This window comes from Komagataeibacter diospyri, assembly GCF_043995075.1.
Classification (GTDB): Bacteria; Pseudomonadota; Alphaproteobacteria; order Acetobacterales; family Acetobacteraceae; genus Komagataeibacter; species Komagataeibacter diospyri.
In genome coordinates this window covers 2157093-2170759 of sequence record NZ_CP171836.1, presented here as the reverse complement: position 1 = coordinate 2170759, position 13667 = coordinate 2157093, and the positions used below count along the sequence as shown (strand labels likewise).

The window sequence follows — 13667 nt, the reverse complement described above, 5'->3', positions numbered from 1 at the left end:
TGTCTGCCGCCGTGTAGGGCTGGTCTGCCCGGCGTGGTATCGCAGGCGTACCCGCCACGATCAGGAAAAGTGATCTCACATGGCGCGATGTGTTGTGCCAACGTTCTGGAGTTTACGGTGGATCAGCCGAAGATAAGCGCCGATGTCCTGCTGTCCGCAATGGAGCAGGCCATTGATCCCATGGTCGTGATTGATGAGCATAACCGCATCATCTTCTTCAATGCCGCGGCCGAACGGATATGGGGCCTGCCGCGCGCACAGGTCATGGGACAGAATGTCAGCTGCCTTGTGCCGCAGACGGACCGCGCGCTGCATGACAGCTATATCGACCGTAACCGTGAGACGGGCGTAGGCCGGATTGTCGGCACATCGCGTGAGGTGGAATTCCGCCGCGCCAACGGCGAATATGTATGCGGTGAACTGTCGATTTCCCGCGTGCAGGTGGGTGAGGCAGGCAGGATCTACTACATCGCCGTCATGAAGGACGTGACGGAACAGAGCCGCCAGCGCAGGATCCTGATCCTGCAGAACGAAGTGCTCCAGTCGCTGGCATCCGATGTCACCCTGCAGGAAGTGGGCGACCAGCTGTGCCGCCGCGTGGACAGTTTCGTGCCCGGCGGTGTGGCGGCCCTCCTGATGTTTGACGGCGCGCACAAGGTCTCCGTCACGTCTTCCCCCGGCATGCCCAACCGCTACCGTACCGCGCTGGACAGCATGCAGCTGACGCCGGAACAGATGGATGCGCTGCGCAGTGATCCCGCCAGCAGCAACACCGTGGTGTGGGATGGCTATTCCTCCCTCGCCCGTTCGCTGGGGCTGGAGCGATGCTGTTCGTCCGCCATCATTTCCCGCAAGGGGCAGGTCATGGGTGTGTTCGCCCTGTATCTGCGTGATGACGAGCCATCGCTGGCATGGCCCGAACGGGTGGTTTCGACCTGCATGCCCTTCTGCGCGCTGGCGATCGAACAGAACCAGACGCGCCAGCACATTGCCCAGCTATCCAATTTCGACAGCCTGACCGGGCTGTTGAACCGTACGTCGCTGCATAATGTCATCGAACGCCTTATCATGCGTGGCGGTGATAGCCAGTTCTCGCTGTTCATGGTGGATATCGACCGCTTCCGTGATATCAACGACGCGCTGGGTCATGTAAACGCCGACCGTTTCCTGATCGAGATCGGTCGCCGCATTCGCGCGTTGGTCAATGATGAATATATCGTCAGCCGTTCGGGCGGGGACGAGTTCATCATTGTCGTGCCCGACTGTTCGCACAGGCGCGCGGAACAGTTTGCCGAAAACCTGATCAATTCCATCGCCAAACCCCTGCAGGTCGGTGAGAACACGCTGAGTATTTCCTGCTGCGTAGGCATCAGCACGTTCCCCGAAAACGGGCCGGACAGTGAATCCCTGCTCAGCCTGGCCGATGCCGCCGCCCGTCAGGCGAAAGAGGACGGGCGTGGCCTGTACCGCTTTGCCGGGCACGAAAAGAACCAGGTGGCGCAGGAACGGCTGATGCTGGGGTCCGCCCTGCGGGACTCTCTGGCCAGGGGCATGCTGAAGCTGCATTACCAGCCGCAGGTGGAAACCATGACCGGGGGCCTGTACGGGGTGGAAGCCCTGTCGCGGTGGCATCACCCGACATTGGGCAACATCTATCCTTCCCGCTTTATCGCGGTGGCGGAAGATACGGGGCAGATCGAGGCCATTGGCCGCTGGTCGCTGCAGGAAGCCTGCCGCCAGATGGTGAAATGGGACCGCGACGGGGTGCATGTCCCCACGGTTGCGGTCAACCTGTCGGCGGTGCATTTCCGCAATCGCGCACTGCCGGAATATATCGCCAACCTGCTGAAGCATCATAACCTGACGCCCGACCGCCTGACGGTGGAAATCACCGAAAGCGTAATGATGGATAACAGCAGCGACACCGAAGAGGTGCTGTACGCCATCCGCAGGCTGGATGTCGGCCTGTCGATGGATGATTTCGGCACGGGGTATTCGTCCCTGTCGCGGCTGACGCGCCTGCCGCTGACGGAAATCAAGATCGACCGCAGCTTCATCAATGATTTCGAGCATGATACCAATGCCCAGGCCGTAACCATGGCTGTGATCGGCATCGGTTCGCGTCTGGGCATGACGGTGGTGACCGAAGGGGTCGAGACCGAGCAGCAGTGGCGCCTGCTGGAAGAACTGCACTGCGATGTGATGCAGGGCTACCTGTTTGCGAAACCCCTGCCGCCGGAGGAACTGGAAAAGTGGTTTCGCGAGCGACAGGAACGCGGTTCGTTCCTTATCCCGACCAAGGTATAATATGGCGTGGTCTCTGGCATGACGAAGCTGCATGGGTATATCATGCACCGTTCCGGTCCTGTTGCCGGGCTGATTTCATGAAGCATTCTGTTCTGTTTTTTATTGTAGGTTCCAGGCGGGAATATGGCATTGCAACACGATGATCGGCTGCGGGCACTGACACATCAGGATTCGGATTTCTGGGCCGACCTGGTTGATAGTGTCCTGATCGTCGCCATTACCGACACAAAGGGGGTCATCACCTATGTGAATGACCGTTTTTGTGAAATCAGTCAGTACTCGCGTGAGGAACTGATCGGTTCCACGCACCGTATCGTCAATTCCGGCTATCATGACGCGGATTTCTTCCGTGACCTGTACCGCACGATCGAGGCGGGCGAACTGTGGCAGGGCAATATCTGCAACCGCGCCAAGGACGGGTCACTGTACTGGGTGGCGACCACCATCATCCCCAAGAAGGACAGACAGGGCCGGATACAGGGGTATGTTGCCAGCCGGTTTGAGATTACCGAACTGATGAACACCCGTGACCGCCTGTGTGAACTGGCGGAAACGGATACGCTGACGGGGCTGCTCAACCGGGGCGGGTTCAATACTGCCCTGGCTGACGAGATCGCGCGCTGCCGCGAAACCGGTGGTGGCGGGGCGCCCCAGCCAGCCCTGGCCATGTTCGACCTTGATGGTTTCAAGCAGATCAACGATGTGCATGGCCATCATGCCGGTGACATCGTGCTGCGCGCCATTGCCTCGCGTCTGATTGAAATGACCCACCCGGATGACCCTGTCAGCCGTCTGGGCGGGGATGAGTTCGCGGTGATCCTGCACCGCACGCTGGAGGATGTATCGCTGGAGCGGTACATGGACCGCCTGCAGGGCGTGCTGGAACGTCCCATCGACATTGAAACGGTGACCGTAAGTGTCGCGGGCAGCATTGGCGCGGTGCTGCTGGATGGCACCGACACGATGGAAGACGTTCAGAAAAACGCCGACATGGCGATGTATGCGGCCAAGCGTGCGGGTGGCAAGCAGTCGCAGATGTTCACCCGCAGCCTGCGTGAGCGCGCGCAGGCCCGTGTGTCCATCCTGAGCGAGGCGCGGTGCGGTGTCGAACGCAACCAGTTCGAGGTCTATTACCAGCCGATCCTGAACTGCCGCACGCGTGAAGTGGACCAGATCGAGGCGCTACTGCGCTGGCAGCACCCTGAACGCGGGCTGCTGGCGGCGGAAGATTTCTCCGATGTGTTTACCGATGCCGGCCTGGCGCAGGCCATGGGCCCACGCATGATCGAGGCTTTCCGCCATGATGTGTGCATGTGGAACGAGAAGGGCCAGCCCCCGCGCCAGCTTGCCATCAACCTGTCGCGCATGGACCTGATCCGCGATGACTACCAGCGCGAACTGGAGGAATCGCTCAGGCGTTTCAACATGTCCCCGGACAGCTTCGTGCTGGAAGTGACCGAGGCGATGCTGCATGGCCGCCGGGCGGATCAGGGGATCCGCAACCTGCGCGAACTGGCCCGTTCGGGTTTCCGCATTGCGCTGGATAATTTCGGCAAGGGGATTACCGTGCTGAACCACCTGCGCGAACTGCCCTTTTCACAGGTCAAGATCGACCAGAGCATGGTCGCCAACATCGTCGGCAATCCCGATGCCTGCATGGTCCTGTCCAGCCTGATCGACATGGGGCAGGGATTCGGGATGGAAATCACGGTCGAAGGCGTCGAAAACCGTGAACAGTTTGACCTGGTCATGCAGATGAAGCCGGAACGGATACAGGGTTTCTATATTTCTTCCGCCCTGTCATCGCAGGATATACTCAAGCTGCCATCGCATTTTGATGGGACAACCTGCGCATGACCGATACCCCCCGTACCGTTGCCGCCCGGATTGGTGACGACCTGCCGCGTATCGATGTAATCGAGCTGGCCAATACGCGGCGCATCATGCATGCCGAACGGCATAATGACGGGTCGCGCATGCCCATGTTCATTCCGACTGCGGCATGGGCAAGGCTGTTGGAACTTCATTGCACCGGTGACGGCCCGCCAGGGCACCCGCGCCTTGCCCCATCACGTGTCATGGATGGGCTGGAACGTGCGCTTGGCCGCATCATGACGGAGGTGGCGCGCCATGACGCCACGGACGATGAACCCCTGCGTCCGGCCTATGTCGTGACATCCGATCTGTTTGGCGCGGAAGGCCCGGTGGATATCCGCATGGTGGTGGACCGCACGACCGGGGTTGCCTGCATGCTGGCGGGGCCGCCTGCGGATATTGCGGCCCTTGGGCTGGATAGCCTGTAATCAAAGAAATTCTGGTGAATCTTATTTTCAAACAGCTTCAGAGAGCGCCGTCTTTTTGAAATAAGGGGGCATGCAAAAACTTTTATCAGTTAGTATGCTTATGCAGTCTGTGGCACGCGGTAGTACTGCCGGTACCAGTCCACGAACGCATCCACCCCTGCCTGCACCGGTGTCGCAGGGCGGAAGCCGGTCAGGGTCTGCAGGGCGGAACAGTCGGCCCATGTGCGCGGCACGTCACCGGGCTGCATGGGCATGTAGTTGCGGATGCAGGGACGGCCCAGCGCCTTTTCAATCGCTTCGATAAACGCCATCAGGCTGACGGGATGGCTGTTGCCGATATTGATGACCCGGTAAGGGGCAACCGGACTGGCACCGGGATCGCTTTCGCCCGGACCGCGTGGCGGCTTTTCAGACAGCAGGCAGATCGCTTCCACCAGATCGTCGATATAGGTGAAATCACGTTCCATATCACCGTTGTTGTAAACGTCGATCGGTTGGCCTGCCAGCGTATTGGCTGTGAACCTGAACAGCGCCATGTCCGGCCGACCCCAGGGGCCATAGACGGTAAAGAAGCGGAAGGCGGTGATCGGCAGCTTCCAGATATGGGAATAGGAATGCGCCAGTTCTTCCGTAGCCTTCTTGGTCGCGGCATAGACGCTGAGGGGATGGTCACAGCGCTGGGTTTCCGAAAAGGGCACGTCTTTGCTGGCCCCATAGACGGATGAGGTTGAAGCGATCATCAGATGTGCGGGCTGGCATCGCCGGGCCTGTTCCAGCACATTGAAGGTGCCCACCATGTTGGCGCTGACATAGGTGCCGGGATTTTCGATGCTGTAGCGCACGCCCGCCTGTGCCGCCAGATGGACCACCAGTTCTGGATTGCAGCGCGTAAATGCGTTTTCCATCGCCTGCGCATCTTCCAGCATGAATTCATTGCAGGTGAAGTGTTCGAATTCACGCAGTATGGCATGGCGTTTCTGCTTCAGCGTGACATCGTAATAGCTGGTCATGCCATCAATGCCGGTGACCGCGTGCCCATCGCGCAGCAGGCGGCGGGCAAGGTGGAAACCGATGAACCCGGCCGTGCCGGTAACAAGGATACGCATCCCCGAACTCCCAAAAATCCGGACAGTCCTGGCAGGCTGCCCTGTTCACGTCCTTACGTCACGTGGTCTGCTTTTCCGTTATCGGCCTGCAAGGTGGTTCGCCGGGAAAAGCGCATCATCTTCAGGCGGATAAATGGAACACGGGCCACGATACGACCAACGGTAAAAACGGATGGCAGCCCTTTCAGGCAGATTTGGGGCCGGTGTGGCCACGACCCACGCCGGTATAGGAAAAGCCGGCCTTTTCCACGTCACCGGGGTTATAGACATTGTGCAGGTCCACCAGAACGGGCGTGTTCATGAGGTTGCGCATGCGTGCAAGGTCCAGCGCACGGAAGGCGTCCCATTCGGTCACGACCGCCACGGCATCCGCCCCGGTGACCGTTTCATACGCATCGGTGCAGAAGGTGATGCCGTCCAGCACCCGCCGCGCCTGTTCCATGCCAATCGGGTCAAAGGCGCGTATATGCGCCCCGGCATCGTGCAATGCGCGGGTTATGGCGATGGAGGGGGCGTCGCGCATGTCATCGGTATTGGGCTTGAAGGTCAGGCCCAGCAGGGCAATCGTCCGGTCCCGCACGTCACCGCCTGCTGCCCGGATGATCTTGCGGCCCATGGCGCGCTTGCGCTGTTCATTCACATGGGCCACGGCTTCGATGACGCGACCCGGCACGCCGTAATCCTGCGTGGTTTTTATCAGGGCGCTGACATCCTTGGGGAAGCATGACCCGCCAAAGCCGGGGCCTGCATGCAGGAATTTCGACCCGATGCGGTTATCCAGCCCCATGCCACGGGCGACATCCTGCACATTTGCTCCCGCGCGTTCACACAGGTCGGCCATTTCGTTGATGAAGGTGATCTTGGTGGCAAGGAAGGCATTGGCCGCGTATTTGGTCAGTTCCGACGTGCGGCGGTCGGTAAACAGGATCGGGGCCTGATTGAGGAATAGCGGACGGTAGACTTCCGCCATCACGTCGCGTGCGCGTGGGTCGGTCGTGCCGATTACGATGCGGTCGGGGCGCTTGAAATCACCAATGGCGGCCCCTTCGCGCAGGAATTCGGGGTTGGAGGCCACGGCAAAATCGGCATCAGGCCGGGCTTCGCGGATCAGGCGTTCGACTTCATCGCCCGTACCCACCGGCACGGTGGACTTGGTGACAACCACGGTATAGCCCCGCAATTCGGCAGCAATGTTGCGCGCGGCATCATATACATAGCTCAGGTCTGCATGCCCGTCCCCCCGGCGTGACGGGGTGCCCACGGCAATGAAGACGGCATCCGCATCGCCCACGCCCCATGCCAGGTCCATGTCGAAGCACAGGCGGCCTGCCGCCATATTGGTTGTAATCAGTTCCGCAAGGCCGGGTTCATAAATCGGAACCCTGCCCTGCCGCAGGGCCGCGACCTTGTCCGGGTCCGTGTCGATACAGCGGACTTCATGTCCAAAATCGGCAAAACAGGCACCCGTGACCAGTCCGACATAGCCAGCCCCGATGACAGCAATCTTCATTCCATTCCCTCCTTGTCGGGAAATCTGCCTGTGCGACAGCTAATCCGGTCGGGTTGATATCATGGTTCGGAATGCGAAAGGCTGTCCGCCGCATCCTTATGTCCTGCGTTCCTGCCATCGGTCAGGTCACAGACCGCCCCGTAAATATGGTACAGCGAACTGGCGGGCATATGATCCATTGCCGGGGTCCCGTCCGCATTCAGGCGGTCAATCCATCCTCCGTTCAGGTGGGGTGGAATGTAATGGGTGGTGAAATGGGCCAGCACGCCCGCGATCACGCCGGATGAGACCGCTGTGGAATGGTTCATGCCAAGGGAGCGGATCAGTTCCGTCTGGGGCCAGATGCGCGTCCCCCCATCCACGACCCGTCCGTCCTGCCCCACGGTATTGCGGATGACGGGGGGATGGATGGGCGCTGTATGGGCCAGCGCAGTTGAATGGAGCCGTACGGCGACCTGCCGGATACTGTCCGCATCCCGTGGCGCGCACAGGCGCAGGTATTCGTGCAGCAGCCACGACCATTCCAGCAGATGACCGGGTTCCGCACGGTTCTGCCCCGCAGGGTGAAGGGGCTGCCAGTTCGCAGTAAAGTCCTCCAGCAGCAGGCCGCTTGCCGGGTCAATGAAGCGTGTGATGGCCAGCGTGACCAGTCTGGCTGCGCGGTCGCGGTAAATATCCTCTCCCGTAGCTTCAAACAGGGCCAGCCACGCTTCCAGCAGGTGCATGTGGGGATTCTGTCGCCGGATGGCGTCATGGGGCGGGACGGCATCCATGAATCCCGGGCCAGGGGTGTGGAATATGGTCTCCAGTTCGGTCGCCGCATCCCCCGCACGGCGTCGCAGGCCCGGATCACCCGACAGGCGGTAGGCCCATGCATGGGCATACAGGATGAAGGCATGGCCATACAGGTCACGCCGCCGGTCAGCGGGCCGTCCATCGGGCGAGAGGGAGAAGACCCAGCCCGCCGCGCCATCGGCACGGTGGTAGCGGCGTTTGACTTCCGCAAGGCAGTGCAGGGCCATCTCTCCTGCGGGGTGATCACCGCGCAGGGCCGCGCGGCAGTAGGTCGCGATCTGGCGCGCCTGCACCATCAGGCGCAGGGCGGGCAGGATGATCGGGCGGCCACTGAAATCCAGCCGTTCATGGAACAGGGTCCGGTCCCTGTCGAACCCATTTTCAGACCATAGCGGCAGGGCTTGCCGGACAGCCCATGTCTGGAAGTGGTCGGGGGTCACGCTGTGGTATCAGTCTCGGCCCGGGGCTCGCCGCCTGCCTGCCGCACAAGCGATGTGGTTGACCGGCCGGGCATGATGTCAACCAGCACGACGCGTCCGCCACTGGCCTTTACAATATCGCCGCCCACCACTTCATCCTCGCGGTAATCGGCACCCTTTACGATGACATCAGGCAGGATCGCGCGGATGGCCTCTTCCGGCGTGTCCTGATCGAACAGCACCACCAGATCGACATTGCGCAGCGCGCCGATCACGGTAGCCCGTGCGCGTTCATCCTGTATGGGGCGGCTTTCCCCCTTCAGGCGGCGGACGGAGCGATCGGTGTTCAGTGCCACGATCAGCTTGTCCCCCTGGGCTGCGGCCCCCTGTATCAGCGAAATATGGCCCGGATGCAGCAGGTCGAAACATCCGTTGGTAAAGACAACCCGTGCCCCATGGTGCCGCCAGTCCCGCGCCATGGCAGCCGCCTGTTCGAGGGAGACGCATTTTCCCGAATCCGGCATGTCACGCATCAATGCGTGGCTGAGTTCGGCGCGTGAAACGGTGGTCGTGCCCAGCTTGCCCACTGCCACGGCAGCGGCCGTGTTGGAAATTGTTACCGCCGTTTCCATGGAATGACCCGCCGAAAGGATCGCGGCCACGGTTGCAACCACGCAGTCCCCGGCGCCCGAGACGTCAAATACTTCGGCCGCCTGGCTGCGCACATGGCTGACCGCCCCATCATCCCGCCACAGCGTCATGCCTTCTTCCGAACGGGTGACCAGCACGCTGCCGCCAAACTGTGCGCCCGCCATCCGGGCTGCGGCAATGATCTGCTCATCCGTGCGGACCGGCAGCCCGGTGGCCCGTGCCAGTTCCTGCCGGTTGGGCGTGACCAGTGTCGCCCCCCGATAGGCGGCAAAGGATGTGCGCTTGGGATCGACAATCACGGGAATGTTCCGTGCGCGGGCGCGTGTGATGATTTTTTCCAGCACACCGTCATCCAGCACGCCCTTGCCATAATCCGAGCAGATCAGGATATCGGCCCCGTCTATGGCCATATATGCCTTTTCCACCAGTTCAGCCTGTATGGCGGGGGCAGGGGCGTGAGTGTCTTCGTTATCAATGCGCACGATCTGCTGGCGACCGCTCATGACCCGTGTCTTGGTCGTGGTCTGGCGGTGGGTATCCTGTACCAGGCCATGGGTGTCGATATGGTCCCAGCGTGCAAGGGTACGGGTCAGACAGGTTGCATGATCGTCAGCCCCCACCAGTCCAACAAGTGCGACGCGGGCACCCAGTGCCGCAGCATTCGCCGCCACATTGGCGGCTCCGCCGGCAACGGTATTGAGGTGTTCATGCACCAGAACCGGCACGGGGGCCTCGGGGGAGATACGGTCAGTCCGGCCGGAAATATAACGGTCCAGTATCACATCGCCCACAATGGCAATGTTTCCGAAATGCATGTTCTCGATCATGAGGTGCCTACCGTTCCCGTCCCCGCCTGCGGCACTGCTTTAATATGGGATCCATGCCCTTCACAAGAACAAGAGACTCCCTTTGCCCCGCCTGCATTGTGACCGGAACAGGCAACTGCGGCAGCATATTCGGCCACATGCACCCGGTCGAGAGGGGAAAGGCATCAGAATGTCTGATTGCTGCGGATATGGGGACAGGGCAGCCCGGTCGGGCAAAAGGGCGGGATATCCATGCGCCCGGTCAGCCATACTGGCCCAGACGGACGCGGCATGTGCGTTTTATTCCATGGCCCACCCGGACCGGAAACATGCAAGGCGGAATATGTAGGGAAATCATGGTGCTGCTGGACAGGATTGAACTGTCGACCTCTCCCTTACCAAGGGAGTGCTCTACCACTGAGCTACAGCAGCACTGTATGCGCGCTTCCTAACTTTTCCTGCATCGGCTGGCAACCCCCTTTTGTCGTATTCTGGAAAATTGGGGGCATCCAGCCGGGAAGCAGGCGTCATCAGTCGTCGCGGTGGATGCGTTCCATGCGTTCGTGACGTTCCTGCGCCTCGATCGACAGCGTCGCGATGGGGCGGGCTTCCAGCCGTTTCAGGCCGATGGGTTCACCCGTTTCCTCGCAATAGCCGTAGGTCCCGGCCTCGATGCGCAGCAACGCCTGGTTGATCTTGGAAATCAGCTTGCGCGCCCGGTCGCGCGTGCGCAGTTCCAGTGCACGGTCCGTCTCGACACTGGCACGGTCGGTAATGTCCGCTTCGTGAATGCCGCCTTCGGACAGGCTGGCAAGTGTCTCGTCCGCTTCCTTGAGGAGGTCTGCTCGCCACTTCAGCAGTTTGAGGCGGAAATATTCCACCTGCTGCGGATTCATGAATTCCTCATCATCCGAAGGGCGATAATCGGGGGGCAATGTAATCATGATGACAGGTCCCTGCGCCGTGGTTCCGTGTGGCGGCGTATGCCCATCCAGTCGGGAACGGGGCGGCTTATACTAGCAAGGCGCGTGCACGCCAAGCCTTTAACGCCGGTTTCAGGCCGGTTGGTGCAATGTGGTGGGGGCAGGGCTGGTTGCGGGCGTGGTGGTCGTGACCGGGCCCTGGGCCGTATTCGTCTGCTTCGTGCGGGGAACAAGTTCGGGATATGTGGTTTCCCAGCCACCGCCCAGTGCGTTGTAAAGACGGACAAGATTGCCCGATATGGTGGCCGTGCTGGTGGTCAGGTCGGACTGCGCGCCCAGGTACTGGCGCTGGCTGTCCAGCACGTTCAGATAGGTCACCATACCGTGACGGTACTGGTCCTGCGCCAGTTGCAGGGCATGGTGGCTGGCTTCCATGCGCTGGGTCAGGTTGTCGTGGCGGATCTGTTCATCGGAATAGGCGGTCAGCGCGTTGTCAATGTCATGCCATGCGCCCAGCACGGTCTGCTGGTAGCTGATGGCGGCTTCCTTCTGGGCTGCCTTGCGCAGTTCCAGCTGCCCGCGCAGGCGTCCGCCCTGAAAGATGGGCAGGGTGATGGACGGGCCGACATTCCATGCCTTCGCATTCCAGAAACCAAGGTCGCGGAACGACAGGGATTCAAACCCGAACCCGGCATTGATCGTCACGCGCGGATAGAATTCGGCCACCGCTTCGCCCACCTGCGCTGTTGCGGCGTGCAGGTTGGCTTCGGCGCGGCGAATATCGGGACGGCGGCGCGCCAGTTCGGACGGCACGCCCACCGGCACACGCGGCGGGACGGGGGGAATGGCGGATGCGGTCAGCAGTTCATCGGACAGGGCACGCGGCGGCTCACCCATAAGCAGGCTGAGCGCATTGACCTGTGCCACCAGCTGCTGTTCCAGCTGAGGCAGTTGCGCCAGCGTGTTCTGGTACTGCACGCGGGCCTGTTCCACTTCCATGTCGCTGGCCAGTCCCCTGGTGTAGCGCTGCTGGTTCAGGTCCAGCATGGATCTGGCCACGTCGCGGTTTTCCATGACGATGCGCAGTTGTTCCTGCGTATTGCGCAGTTCCATGTAATCGCGCGCCACTTCGGCCTGGCGTGAAATCAGCATGCCGCGTCGGGCTTCGTTCGTGGCCTGTGCCTGGGCAGCGGCGGCTTCATACTGGCGACGCACGCGGCCCCACAGGTCAATTTCCCATGTGGCGTCAATGCTGTCGCGCCACTGGTTGAATAGTGGAATCTTGGCCTGTCCGGGTGCCGGCGCGTATTGGGAAAATACGGGGTTGTTGCTCAGCTGCGGATCGCTTTCCACATCGGTTACGATCCGCTGCAGCATCTTGGTGCTGTACTGCTGGCGGGCGTATGACCCGCTGGCTGACATGGCGGGATAGCGTTCGGCCCCTGCGATACGCAGTTCCGCGCGGCTTTGCGCCATGCGGTAGGCATAGCGGCGGACATCAAGGTTGTCGGTCGCGACGCGCTGTTCCAGCTTTGTCAGCTCGGGATCGTGGAAAATGGTCCACCATGCGGTATCGGGGTCATCCGACGAGGTCTGGCTTGCCACCGGCGCGGGCGTGCCATCCTTGCCGTTCGTGGCCTGAATGCGCTTCGGACCACCATATTCCTTGGGCGTCCACGGGGTTGGCTTGTGGAAGTTCGGGCCAACCGCACATCCGGCGGTCATGACCGACAACCCAACCACCGCCGTGCGCCATGAAAATCCCTTACCCACCAACGCGGCCCCCTGTTGTCCCGGAAACAGTTAATATAAATCTGTATGCTCTTGGCATGGTTTCGTGACCATGCCATGAATTGACCGATCAGTTCGGTCAGTCCCCTAGCCTATCGGCTTTCCACACGGGGTCAATCGAAAGTACGCACCGATAATGGGAGCAGGATGATTTCCATGGGTACCACGCCAGACCATCCGGGCCAGATACAGGCCGAAAGCTGCCCGCTGTCCGGTGCGTCCGCGGCCAAGCGCCAGCAGATACTGGCCGGTGCCGCGCGTGTTTTTGCCCAGCAGGGATATGAAGGGGCCAGCATGTCGGGCATCGCGCGGGATGCGGGCGTGTCCAAGGGAACGCTGTATAATTATTTCGAAAGCAAGGCCATGCTGTTCTCCGCCTTTGTGGAACAGTGTGCGTGCGAGAAAATGCCCCTGCTGTTCAGCCGGATTGACGAAGGGGCGAACCTTACGGAATCGCTCGAACACCTTGCCGTGGCCATGATCCGGCTGCTGACATCGCCGCTGTCGCTCATGCTTAACCGTATCATCATTTCGGAAGCGGGGAATTTTCCTGACCTTGCCGAAACTTTCTGGAAACACGGGCCGCAGAAGGCCATTGGCATCCTGTCCGCGTGGCTCATGCAGCATAATGACGCGGGCGTGCTGAACATTCCCGATCCGGTTTTCGCGGCGGAACAGTTCTATGGCCTGTGCCAGACCCGAATCGTGGCGCGTGCTCGGCTGCAACTGCCGGTCAATACGGATGAGGCGCATATCGAATTCATCGCCCGGTCCGCCGTGCGCACGTTCCTCAATGCGTACCTGCGTGATGCCCCACGCCTGCCGCCCGTCGTGATGGAACGCCCGGCATCCGGTTCAAGGTCATAAAAGTTTCTGGATGCCGTCTTTTTTCAAAAGGCGGCATCCCCTGGAGGCTTTCTGAAAAAAGCTTCACCAGAAACGCGGGCAGGGTAGCCCATATACTCCGCTGTTTCCTACCTGTTGCGGAGTGACAGGATCACGACGTCCCGACTGGTGACGCATCGCGATCCCGTCTGTCCTTTTCATCTGAAACGG

Annotated in this window: 10 protein-coding genes and 1 tRNA gene; 4 read left to right on the top strand and 7 right to left on the bottom strand. The window is 60.9% G+C overall.

What is annotated here, in order from left to right:
* Positions 1 to 87 precede the first annotated feature (87 nt).
* The 3 genes from ACE2AA_RS10180 to ACE2AA_RS10170 all read left to right on the top strand — a co-directional run bounded on the left by ACE2AA_RS10180 (position 88) and on the right by ACE2AA_RS10170 (position 4610).
* A complete protein-coding gene (locus tag ACE2AA_RS10180; RefSeq protein WP_395372190.1) occupies positions 88 to 2307 on the top strand; it encodes an EAL domain-containing protein in 2220 nt (739 codons plus the stop codon).
* Between the two features lie 123 nt (positions 2308 to 2430).
* A complete protein-coding gene (locus ACE2AA_RS10175; protein WP_141261269.1) occupies positions 2431 to 4164 on the top strand; it encodes a bifunctional diguanylate cyclase/phosphodiesterase in 1734 nt (577 codons plus the stop codon).
* Positions 4161 to 4610: a hypothetical protein gene (locus tag ACE2AA_RS10170; protein ID WP_395369657.1), complete on the top strand. Its 450-nt coding sequence runs from the start codon at positions 4161 to 4163 to the stop codon at positions 4608 to 4610. The genes ACE2AA_RS10175 and ACE2AA_RS10170 overlap by 4 nt, the downstream gene beginning before the upstream one ends.
* A gap of 98 nt (positions 4611 to 4708) precedes the next feature.
* On the opposite strand, the gene ACE2AA_RS10165 is transcribed toward ACE2AA_RS10170, so the two are convergent.
* From ACE2AA_RS10165 to ACE2AA_RS10135, 7 genes are all read right to left on the bottom strand, one after another.
* Positions 4709 to 5716, bottom strand: a complete 1008-nt coding sequence (locus ACE2AA_RS10165) for an NAD-dependent epimerase/dehydratase family protein (protein WP_395369655.1) — start codon at positions 5714 to 5716, stop codon at positions 4709 to 4711.
* A 184-nt stretch (positions 5717 to 5900) separates the two neighbouring features.
* Positions 5901 to 7226: a UDP-glucose dehydrogenase family protein gene (locus tag ACE2AA_RS10160; RefSeq protein WP_395369654.1), complete on the bottom strand. Its 1326-nt coding sequence runs from the start codon at positions 7224 to 7226 to the stop codon at positions 5901 to 5903.
* A 59-nt stretch (positions 7227 to 7285) separates the two neighbouring features.
* A complete protein-coding gene (locus ACE2AA_RS10155) occupies positions 7286 to 8461 on the bottom strand; it encodes an AGE family epimerase/isomerase (protein ID WP_395369652.1) in 1176 nt (391 codons plus the stop codon).
* On the bottom strand, positions 8458 to 9918 hold the full coding sequence (rfaE1, locus tag ACE2AA_RS10150; protein ID WP_395369650.1) for a D-glycero-beta-D-manno-heptose-7-phosphate kinase: 1461 nt from the start codon (positions 9916 to 9918) through the stop codon (positions 8458 to 8460). Before rfaE1 ends, ACE2AA_RS10155 begins: the two co-directional genes overlap by 4 nt.
* Positions 9919 to 10254: 336 nt before the next feature.
* Positions 10255 to 10329: transfer RNA gene (locus ACE2AA_RS10145), tRNA-Thr, on the bottom strand.
* A 98-nt stretch (positions 10330 to 10427) separates the two neighbouring features.
* Positions 10428 to 10841 (bottom strand): RNA polymerase-binding protein DksA, encoded by a 414-nt coding sequence (gene dksA / locus ACE2AA_RS10140; protein ID WP_010508899.1) that lies wholly within the window; start codon positions 10839 to 10841, stop codon positions 10428 to 10430.
* A gap of 111 nt (positions 10842 to 10952) precedes the next feature.
* Positions 10953 to 12545, bottom strand: coding sequence for an efflux transporter outer membrane subunit (locus ACE2AA_RS10135; protein ID WP_395372188.1), 1593 nt, complete (start codon positions 12543 to 12545; stop codon positions 10953 to 10955).
* Between the two features lie 222 nt (positions 12546 to 12767).
* Here ACE2AA_RS10135 and ACE2AA_RS10130 point away from each other — a divergent pair, with 222 nt between their 5' ends.
* A complete protein-coding gene (locus ACE2AA_RS10130; RefSeq protein ID WP_141301332.1) occupies positions 12768 to 13478 on the top strand; it encodes a TetR/AcrR family transcriptional regulator in 711 nt (236 codons plus the stop codon).
* Positions 13479 to 13667: the final 189 nt, after the last annotated feature.